The following is an 8,127-nucleotide window of genomic DNA, read 5'->3' as shown; positions in this document are numbered from 1 at the left end:
TGCCTCTGGCCCTCGCGCAATCCGGGCGGCTTCAACCTGATGCTGGATGTGGGCGCCGACGTTAAGGCGGAAGCGGACGATCTTCTGCAATACGCGGTCATGGGGGCGTCCTATGCCCGCAACGGTCTTGCGCTGAAGCGGCCGCGGATCGGGATCCTCAATGTCGGCACCGAAGAGCACAAGGGCCGGGCCGAGCTCAAGGAAGCGCATGACCGCATGCCCGCCGTCGCGCTGATCAGCGACTTCGACTATGTGGGTTTCGTCGAAGGCGGCGACCTGCCCTCGAACCGCGTCGACGTGATCGTGACTGACGGCTTTACCGGCAACGTCGCGCTGAAGACGGGCGAAGGCACGGCGAAGCTGATCGCAGACTTCATGCGCGAGGCGTTTGGGGCGGGCCTTCTGTCGAAGTTCGCGGCCATACTCGCGCTGAACTCGCTCAAGCGGCTGCAGCGCCGAATCGATCCGCGCCGCGTGAATGGCGGCGTGTTCCTGGGGCTGAACGGCACTGTCGTGAAATCGCACGGCTCGGCCGATGCCACCGGGGTCGCCGCCGCAATCGGTCTGGCCTACCAGCTGGCCCAGGCCCACTTCATCGAGCGGCTTGCCGCGCGGGTTGCATCCGCCGAAGCCGCGGGGCAGGATGCCGCGCGAGTGGCGGCCGAAGTGGCCCGGACCGGGAGCAATCCGACCGAATGACGATACGCGCCGTAGTCAGGGGCGTTGGGCATTATCTGCCCGACCGTGTCGTCCCGAACGCCGAGTTCGAAGCGATCGTCGAAACCTCCGACGAATGGATCCGCACCCGTTCAGGCATCGAGCGCCGCCATTTCGCCGCCGAAGGCCAGTTGACCAGCGATCTGGCCACCCGCGCTGCCCGTGCAGCGCTGGCGGATGCCGGGATGGAACCGGGTGACATCGACGCCATCATCGTCGCGACCTCTACCCCCGATCTGACCTTTCCGTCCGTCGCCACTATGGTGCAGGGCGAATTGGGGATCACCTCGGGCTTTGCCTTCGACGTCCAGGCCGTCTGCGCCGGATTCGTCTACGCCCTGGCCAATGCGAATGCGCTGATCGTCTCCGGTCAGGCAACGCGCATTCTGGTCATCGGGGCAGAAACCTTCAGCCGGCTGATGAACTGGAAGGACCGCGGAACCTGCGTTCTGTTCGGTGACGGCGCCGGCGCAGTGGTGCTGGAGGCCGCTGAAGGCCAGGGCACGACCGACGACCGCGGCATCCTTTCCACCGATCTCAACTCGGACGGCCGCTACCGTGACATCCTTTACGTCGATGGCGGCACTTCGACCGGAACCACCGGGCATCTGATCATGGAAGGCAAGGAAGTCTTCCGCCATGCCATTGAAAAGCTGGCCGAAACCGCCCATCGCGCTTTGGACAAGGCGGGCCTGACCAGCGAAGACGTTGACTGGATCGTGCCGCATCAGGCCAACATCCGCATCATCGAAGGCACCGCCAAACGCATGCAGGTGCCGATGGACCGCGTCGTCGTGACCGTGCAGGATCATGGCAACACCTCTGCCGCTTCCATCCCGTTGGCGCTCTCGGTCGGGAAGGCACGCGGCCAGATCAAAGAGGGCGATCTTCTGGTGACCGAAGCAATCGGCGGCGGGCTTGCCTGGGGTTCGGTCGTCCTGCGCTGGTAGACGCCTTTAACCACGCGCCCCAAGTGGTTGATATTGACTCGTAAATCCATCCGCCGCATGGTCGTGAAAACAACCTCGTGGGGGGACGAGATGAGCGATAAGACTTTAACCCGGATGGACCTTAGCGAAGCCGTCTTCCGCGAGGTGGGGCTCAGCCGAAATGAATCCGCCAATCTCGTCGAAGCGGTGCTTCAGCATATGTCCGATGCCCTGGCCACGGGTGAGACTGTGAAGATCTCGTCCTTCGGCACATTCTCGGTCCGGTCCAAGACCGCCCGCGTCGGTCGCAATCCGAAGACCGGCGAGGAAGTCCCGATCTCGCCCCGCCGCGTCCTGACCTTCCGCCCGTCGCACCTGATGAAAGATCGAGTCGCGGCTGGGAAGAAACGCTGAAGGGGCATTAGCGGATGGACAAGTCGCCAGACGCCTTCCGCACGATCAGCGAGGTTGCCGAGCATCTGGATACGCCCGCGCATGTGCTGCGGTTCTGGGAAAGCCGTTTCCCGCAGATCAGGCCCGTCAAACGGGCGGGCGGGCGTCGCTACTATCGCCCCTCGGACGTGGCGCTTCTGACCGGGATCAAGCGGCTTTTGCATGAAGAGGGCCTGACGATCCGTGGGGTCCAGAAGATTCTCCGCGACCACGGGGTGCGGCATGTGGCGGGGCTGACCGACGATTCTGTCAGCGTTGATGATCTGGTGACCCCTGCGGTGGTCGAGGAGACGCCTGCCGAGGCTGAAGCCGAGGCTGCGGAGGACTTCGAGGCAGACGTCCCGGAAGCGGCCTTCGTCGCCGTCGAAGAAACCGAACCGGAACCGGTAGAGGCGCCTCGCCCTCGCAAGGCGGGCTCGGCCCAAAGCGAGCTGCCGCTTTTCGATGAGCCGCCCGCCCTTGCCCGCGCCGAGCCTGCAGCCAAGCCGGAACCTGCGGCACCGCGAAAGCCCACGCTGCGCGACGATGTGACTTTTGCAAGCATGATCAGGGCCTTGCAGCCTGGCAGTCTGAAGACTTCGCAGCCGGAACTGGCCGCACTCGCACGACGGCTTGCAGCACTTCGCGCGCAACTCGCCGATCGTGCCGAAGGCGGAAACCGCTGAGCCCGACATGCGCTTTCCCGCTTGCTCCGGCCCGGAATATCGGTATGTATCCCCCCGTGTCGGGCCGTAGCGCAGCCTGGTTAGCGCGTCCGTCTGGGGGGCGGGAGGTCGAGAGTTCGAATCTCTCCGGCCCGACCATCGAAAACCCGCCCGCCTGCCGCTTGGCAGCGCGGGCGGTTTTATATCCGGCAGGCTGGAAGGCGGGGGTACGATGAAAACCGGAGTGCTGCCCGCGCAAGCCCTGCGCCAGCTGATCGAGATCGGCGCTCTTGCAGGCTCTCCCCCGATCCGCGACGACCAGCTTCAACCCGCAAGCCTCGACCTCCGCCTTGGCCCCGTGGCCTACCGCGTCCGTGCCTCGTTCCTTGCCGGTCCCGGTCGCTCGGTCGAGGGTCGGCTGGCCGAGTTCACCATGCACAAGGTCGACCTGGCGGGTGGCGCGGTCCTCGAAAAGAACTGCGTCTATGTGATCCCTCTGGCCGAACGACTGGCCCTGCCCCACGGCGTCACTGCGGTTGCCAATGCGAAAAGCTCCTCCGGGCGGCTTGACCTTCTGACCCGGACGATCACCGACGGCGGCATCGAGTTCGACCGGATCCCCGAAGGCTACGAAGGCCCGCTTTACGCCGAGGTCTGCCCCCGCAGCTTCTCGGTCCTGGTCCGCGAAGGCCAGCGTCTGAACCAGATCCGTTTCCGGCACGGCCAGGCGGTGCTGAGCGACGCGGACCTGACCGCCCTTCACAAAAAAGAATCACTAGTGTCGGGCGAGGCCGTGATCTCCGAAGGTCTCGGCTTCTCGGTCGACCTGCGCCCTGCCACCAGCGACCTTGTTGGCTACCGTGCCAAGCCGCATACCGGGGTCGTCGATCTGGACCGGATCGGCCATTACCCGGCCCATGATTTCTGGGAGGAACTGCGCACCACCGACGGCCGCATCATCCTCGACCCCGGCGCCTTCTACATCCTTGTAAGCCGCGAGGCGGTGACGATCCCCCCGGACTATGCCGCTGAAATGGCGCCTTATCTCGCGATGGTCGGGGAATTCCGGGTCCACTATGCCGGGTTCTTCGATCCGGGCTTCGGCTATGCGGCCGCAGGCGGGGCAGGCTCACGCGGGGTTCTGGAAGTGCGCTGCCATGAGGCGCCGTTCGTTCTGGAACACGGGCAAGTGGTAGGCCGCCTTGTCTACGAACGGATGAGCGAGCGGCCGGAAACACTTTACGGGGCCGGGATTTCGTCGAATTATCAGGGACAGGGCCTGAAGCTCGCGAAACAGTTCCGATAGGACAAGCGATGCGGCGATTGGCAGGGCTTTCAGCGCTGCTTTGCATCCTCCCAGGGATCGGCCTTGCGCACTCTGTCACGGTCGAGATCTGGTCGTCCCCCGATCCGTCCCAGACGATCTTCTGCTCTCTGCACCTCTTGAACGGGCGAATGACGGCGGTGGAGGTCAAAGGCCTCGGCATGCCGCCCGATCACAACGCTGTCTGGCCAACGACGCCACGCGAGACCAAGGCCCTGACCGATGTCCTACAAACGCTTCTGGACAAGTCCCTCTCGCCCGAAGCGATCCTCGCCTCCCGCACCCCGCCCCCGCCGTTCCTGTCGGTGACCTGGTTCACGGAACTAAACGGTCGGCCCGTCTCAGGCCTCACGTTCAGCACGCCCGACAGCGTTCCCCCGGATCTCAGGGCCCTCATAAACACGGTCCTGCCCGGCGGATACTGCGACCAGCGCCTCAGCCCGTACTAGCGCCAGAGCCTGCGGACAACCTTCGAGACCTCGCGCGCCCGCTGGGCCATGTTCTTCGCCGACTGCGCCTGCTCGCGCTCTTCGGGGGTCAGCTCGGCGTCGGGCTTGCCCTTCCGGGCGGCATAATCGATGCCGGTGTCCACCGCGCTGCGGATGAACATCTTTGTAAGCATGTTGAGAAGACCGTTCAGGTCCATCCGCGCGTCCCTAGTCCTCGAAAAGCTCGCTTTGACCGGTGGCAGCTTCGTCCTCGTCGTCTGCTCCCGCAGTCTGGCCCGGAGCGGGCCGATTGTCCAGCAAGCCCGCCGCGCGAAGCTCCTTCAGCCCCGGCAGATCGCGCGCCGATTCCAGGCCGAAGTGGTCCAGGAACGTCTCGGTCACCACGAACGTCACCGGACGGCCGGGCGTCATCCGGCGGCGGCCAAGCCTGATCCAGTCCAGCTCCATCAGCTGGTCCACCGTCCCCCGGCTGACCGCAACCCCGCGGATCTCCTCGATTTCCGCCCGCGTGACCGGCTGGTGATAGGCCACGATCGCCAAGGTCTCGATCGCCGCACGGGAAAGCTTTCGCGTCTCCACCGTCTCGCGCCGCATCAGGAACCCAAGGTCCGGCGCGGTGCGGAAGGCATAGGCATCGCCCACCTTAACCAGGTTCACCCCCCGCCCTTCATAGCGACGGCGCAGATGCACCAGCGCCTCGGCCGGGTCCGCGCCATGCGGCATCCGCGCGGTCAGTTCCGCCAGCGTCACCGCCTCGGCACTGGCAAAAAGGATCGCCTCGACCATCCGTTCCTGCTCGCCCATCGGCGGCGCGTCGAAGAGGCTTTCTTCCTCCACCATCATCCGTCCTTCCGGCGCAGCTCGATCGGCGCGAAGGTCTCACCCTGGCGCAGCACCACCTGCCCCCGCTTCGCCATCTCCAGCACCGCCGCGAAATGCGAGGCCAGCGAGGACCGCCGCGCCATCGGCGTCCCATCCCAGCCCTCCGGCAGAAAGCTTGTCAGCGTCGCCCAATCCCCGGCATAGCCGATGAGCCCCCGCATCCGCTCCAACGCCTGCTCCATCGTGTAGACATGCTCACGGTCCAGCACAAAGGGCCGGAACTCGTCCTTCGTCCGGATCCTCGCATACGCGCGCATGAGGTCCAGCAGCGTCGCGGTGTAGCGGACGACCTTGTGGTGGGCCAGATCCTCCGGCACCCCGCGGGGAAAGAAGTCGCGCCCCAGCTGATCCCGCCCCATCAGCCGCGCCGCCGCATCGCGCATCGCCTGCAGACGTTCCAGCTGGAAGGCCAGATGCGCCGCCAGATCCTCAGCCGAAGGTCCAGCCTCTCCCGGCTCCGGCGGCAACAGAAGCCGGGACTTCAGGAAAGCCAGCCAGGCCGCCATCACCAGATAATCGGCCGCAAGCTCGATCCGCAAGCTCCGGGCTTTCTCAACAAAACCAAGATATTGCTCGGCGAGCTTCAACACGGAAATCCGCCGCAGATCCACCTTCTGCGTCCGGCTCAGCGTCAGCAAAAGATCAAGCGGCCCCTCGAACCCGTCGACGTCGACAATCAGCGCCTCGGCGGAAAGCCTGTCTTCCGGGGCCAGCCGTTCGGGCAACTCCCAGGCGTCTTCCTCAGCCATCGGCAAGCTCAGCCAGCGCTGCCGCAACATCGACGGTCCCAGGTTTCCGCGCAGCGATCACCGCATCGGCCCGGGCGCGGGCGGCTGGCGTCATCGTCCCCGCGGCAGCGGCGACCTCCTGCATCTCGGCCATGTCGCCCTTGCAGTGCAGCGCCACGTCGACCCCGGCGGCAATCGTCCGCGCCGTCCGCTCGGCCAAAGTCCCTTTCAGCGCCTGCATGTTGAGGTCGTCCGACATCAAAAGGCCCTTGAACCCGATCTCGTCACGGATCAGCCCGATCATTCGCGGCGACTGGGTCGCGGGCAGGCCCGGATCGCAGGCGGCAAAGACCAGATGCGCGGTCATCGCCATCGGCAGGTCGTTCAGCGCGCGGAACGGGGCGAAGTCGATGGCCTTCAGTTCGTCAAGGCTGACGTGGACCGTCGGAAGGTCCAGGTGCGTATCAAGTTGCGAAAGCCCGTGACCCGGCAGATGCTTCATCACCGGCAGGACGCCCCCCGCCATCAGGCCGTCGGCCACCGCGCGCCCGATCCGCGAAACGACAGCCGGATCGGTGCTGTAGCAGCGGTTCCGAAGGAACGCATGCGTTGCCGCCCGCGCGACATCCAGCGTCGGCACGCAATTCGCATCGATCCCGACCGCCGCGAGTTCCGCCGCGATGACCATGGCGCGCAGCCGCATGATCCGCTCTGCCGCCTCGACCGACCCCGCACGTTCGACCGTATCAAGCGGCGGGTCCCACTCCCGCCAATGGGGCGCGCGCAAACGCTGAACCCGCCCGCCTTCCTGATCGACCAGCACCGGCGCGTCGCGACCGACAGCCTCCCGCAAGTCAGACGTCAGCCGGAGCAACTGGTCCGGCGTCTCGACATTGCGGGCGAAAACGATGAAGCCGAAGGGGTTGGCCTCGCGAAAGAACGCGCGCTCTTCGGCCAGAAGTCCGGGCCCGGCGCAGCCGAAAATGGTCGCACCAAGGCCTTCGGTCATTTGTGCGGCACCGGAATGCAGATCATGTTCTCTGCAACAAAGGCCGAGCAGAAGCGCCGGGCATCATCCTCGCCCTCAAAGCCATGCGCACGAAGGCGATAGAAGGTGCGCCCGCCGCTTTCCGCAGGCTGCAGCACCAGCCCCTTTTCCGCCATAAGCTCGCCAAACCGCCCTTGCAGCCTGGTCCACGCAGCGCGGGCCTCTTCCGCCGTATCGAAGGTGCCGAACTGCACAAGGCGGGTGCCGGGCGTGATCGTCGCAGGGTCAACCTCATTCGGCGCCGCCATCGCCACGGCCTCGACAGGCGCGGTTTCAGTCCGGGTGCCGGGGCGCGCCTTCGGCCGGATCGACGTCGTGATCGCCCCTTCCGGCGCAGGCTCCTCCACAGGCAGGGTTGCTAGCTCCTCCTCGGGCACAGTGCCAAGCGCCTCGGCCAGAGCCGCTTCGACCGCAACCTCGGTCGGGTCCGCACTTTCGGTCAACGGGGTCGCCGCCAATGCCAGTTCGGAATCTGCCGTCATCAGATCGGATGGCGCCGAAGCTTCCGCAAGCCCCGGAAGCAATTGCCCGCCAAGGCCCGCAGTATCCTCCGGAGTAAGCTCCACCGGGCGCGGCGCCAGGACCAGACGCTCCGGCGATGGTGCGGCGGTCCCGACCTCGGCCACGTTGTTGACGGCAAGACCCTGATGATCGGCGATCTCGCCGCCCGGATCGACGGGCGAGATTCGCATCGGCCCATCCATGGCCTGGATCACCGGCACCCCGTTCACATCGCGCACCGCAAGCTTGTAGCCCCAGAAGCCCAGCCCAATGACCAATGCCAGTGAGGCCAGGCCACCGGCAATGTTGATGTAGCGCTGCACTTTCTCTGCGGCCATGGCTTCCTTTGCACCATAGCGCTGCGACTGGCTCTCATGTGAGAGGCCGCCGCCGAAGTCATAATCCGCGTCCGCCATCTGCTGCCCCTGCCTGCGGGGCGGTTGATCCACCCC

Annotated in this window: 11 protein-coding genes and 1 tRNA gene; 7 read left to right on the top strand and 5 right to left on the bottom strand. The window is 65.7% G+C overall.

Annotated elements, in window-relative coordinates; all coding sequences use genetic code 11:
• From ACRCSW_RS01565 to ACRCSW_RS01535, 7 genes are all read left to right on the top strand, one after another.
• A partial coding sequence (locus ACRCSW_RS01565) for a phosphate acyltransferase (protein WP_438702243.1) occupies positions 1–699 on the top strand: 699 nt, incomplete at its 5' end.
• Positions 696–1,667 carry a beta-ketoacyl-ACP synthase III gene (locus ACRCSW_RS01560; RefSeq protein WP_438702242.1) on the top strand — a complete coding sequence of 324 codons (972 nt, stop codon included), beginning with the start codon at positions 696–698 and terminating at the stop codon, positions 1,665–1,667. The genes ACRCSW_RS01565 and ACRCSW_RS01560, both read left to right, overlap by 4 nt.
• 90 nt (positions 1,668–1,757) lie before the next feature.
• The gene (ihfA, locus tag ACRCSW_RS01555; RefSeq protein WP_438702241.1) at positions 1,758–2,060 is read left to right on the top strand and encodes an integration host factor subunit alpha; all 303 of its coding nucleotides are present in this window, start codon (positions 1,758–1,760) and stop codon (positions 2,058–2,060) included.
• Positions 2,061–2,074: 14 nt separating this feature from the next.
• Positions 2,075–2,764 (top strand): MerR family transcriptional regulator, encoded by a 690-nt coding sequence (locus tag ACRCSW_RS01550; protein WP_438702240.1) that lies wholly within the window; start codon positions 2,075–2,077, stop codon positions 2,762–2,764.
• A 60-nt stretch (positions 2,765–2,824) separates the two neighbouring features.
• Positions 2,825–2,902, top strand: a tRNA-Pro gene (locus ACRCSW_RS01545).
• A 73-nt stretch (positions 2,903–2,975) separates the two neighbouring features.
• Entirely contained in the window at positions 2,976–4,049 is a 1,074-nt protein-coding gene (locus ACRCSW_RS01540) for a 2'-deoxycytidine 5'-triphosphate deaminase (protein WP_438702239.1), read from the top strand.
• An 8-nt stretch (positions 4,050–4,057) separates the two neighbouring features.
• Positions 4,058–4,516 (top strand): hypothetical protein, encoded by a 459-nt coding sequence (locus tag ACRCSW_RS01535; protein WP_438702238.1) that lies wholly within the window; start codon positions 4,058–4,060, stop codon positions 4,514–4,516.
• On the opposite strand, the gene ACRCSW_RS01530 is transcribed toward ACRCSW_RS01535, so the two are convergent.
• The 5 genes from ACRCSW_RS01530 to ACRCSW_RS01510 are packed head-to-tail and all read right to left on the bottom strand — an operon-like array spanning position 4,513 to position 8,091.
• Positions 4,513–4,713: a hypothetical protein gene (locus ACRCSW_RS01530; RefSeq protein ID WP_438702237.1), complete on the bottom strand. Its 201-nt coding sequence runs from the start codon at positions 4,711–4,713 to the stop codon at positions 4,513–4,515. The genes ACRCSW_RS01535 and ACRCSW_RS01530 overlap by 4 nt on opposite strands.
• Before the next feature lie 10 nt (positions 4,714–4,723).
• Positions 4,724–5,359 (bottom strand): SMC-Scp complex subunit ScpB, encoded by a 636-nt coding sequence (gene scpB, locus ACRCSW_RS01525; RefSeq protein WP_438702236.1) that lies wholly within the window; start codon positions 5,357–5,359, stop codon positions 4,724–4,726.
• Positions 5,356–6,147, bottom strand: coding sequence for a segregation and condensation protein A (locus tag ACRCSW_RS01520; RefSeq protein WP_438702235.1), 792 nt, complete (start codon positions 6,145–6,147; stop codon positions 5,356–5,358). Before ACRCSW_RS01520 ends, scpB begins: the two co-directional genes overlap by 4 nt.
• Positions 6,140–7,135 carry a glycoside hydrolase family 3 N-terminal domain-containing protein gene (locus tag ACRCSW_RS01515; RefSeq protein WP_438702234.1) on the bottom strand — a complete coding sequence of 332 codons (996 nt, stop codon included), beginning with the start codon at positions 7,133–7,135 and terminating at the stop codon, positions 6,140–6,142. The genes ACRCSW_RS01520 and ACRCSW_RS01515 overlap by 8 nt, the downstream gene beginning before the upstream one ends.
• Entirely contained in the window at positions 7,132–8,091 is a 960-nt protein-coding gene (locus ACRCSW_RS01510) for an SPOR domain-containing protein (protein WP_438702233.1), read from the bottom strand. Before ACRCSW_RS01510 ends, ACRCSW_RS01515 begins: the two co-directional genes overlap by 4 nt.
• Positions 8,092–8,127 lie beyond the last annotated feature (36 nt).

It is taken from the genome of Tabrizicola sp. (assembly GCF_051645465.1).
In the GTDB taxonomy this organism is placed as follows: Bacteria; Pseudomonadota; Alphaproteobacteria; order Rhodobacterales; family Rhodobacteraceae; genus Tabrizicola.
This window is presented reverse-complemented; position numbering and strand designations above follow the sequence as displayed.

What these genes read in the sequence shown, in the direction of transcription:
- ACRCSW_RS01560 (WP_438702242.1), top strand. Translation starts at nt 696, where the DNA reads ATGACGATACGCGCCGTAGTCAGGGGCGTTGGGCATTATCTGCCCGAC.
- ihfA (WP_438702241.1), top strand. Translation starts at nt 1,758, where the DNA reads ATGAGCGATAAGACTTTAACCCGGATGGACCTTAGCGAAGCCGTCTTC.
- ACRCSW_RS01550 (WP_438702240.1), top strand. Translation starts at nt 2,075, where the DNA reads ATGGACAAGTCGCCAGACGCCTTCCGCACGATCAGCGAGGTTGCCGAG.
- ACRCSW_RS01540 (WP_438702239.1), top strand. Translation starts at nt 2,976, where the DNA reads ATGAAAACCGGAGTGCTGCCCGCGCAAGCCCTGCGCCAGCTGATCGAG.
- ACRCSW_RS01535 (WP_438702238.1), top strand. Translation starts at nt 4,058, where the DNA reads ATGCGGCGATTGGCAGGGCTTTCAGCGCTGCTTTGCATCCTCCCAGGG.
- ACRCSW_RS01530 (WP_438702237.1), bottom strand. Translation starts at nt 4,713, where the DNA reads ATGGACCTGAACGGTCTTCTCAACATGCTTACAAAGATGTTCATCCGC.
- scpB (WP_438702236.1), bottom strand. Translation starts at nt 5,359, where the DNA reads ATGATGGTGGAGGAAGAAAGCCTCTTCGACGCGCCGCCGATGGGCGAG.
- ACRCSW_RS01520 (WP_438702235.1), bottom strand. Translation starts at nt 6,147, where the DNA reads ATGGCTGAGGAAGACGCCTGGGAGTTGCCCGAACGGCTGGCCCCGGAA.
- ACRCSW_RS01515 (WP_438702234.1), bottom strand. Translation starts at nt 7,135, where the DNA reads ATGACCGAAGGCCTTGGTGCGACCATTTTCGGCTGCGCCGGGCCCGGA.
- ACRCSW_RS01510 (WP_438702233.1), bottom strand. Translation starts at nt 8,091, where the DNA reads ATGGCGGACGCGGATTATGACTTCGGCGGCGGCCTCTCACATGAGAGC.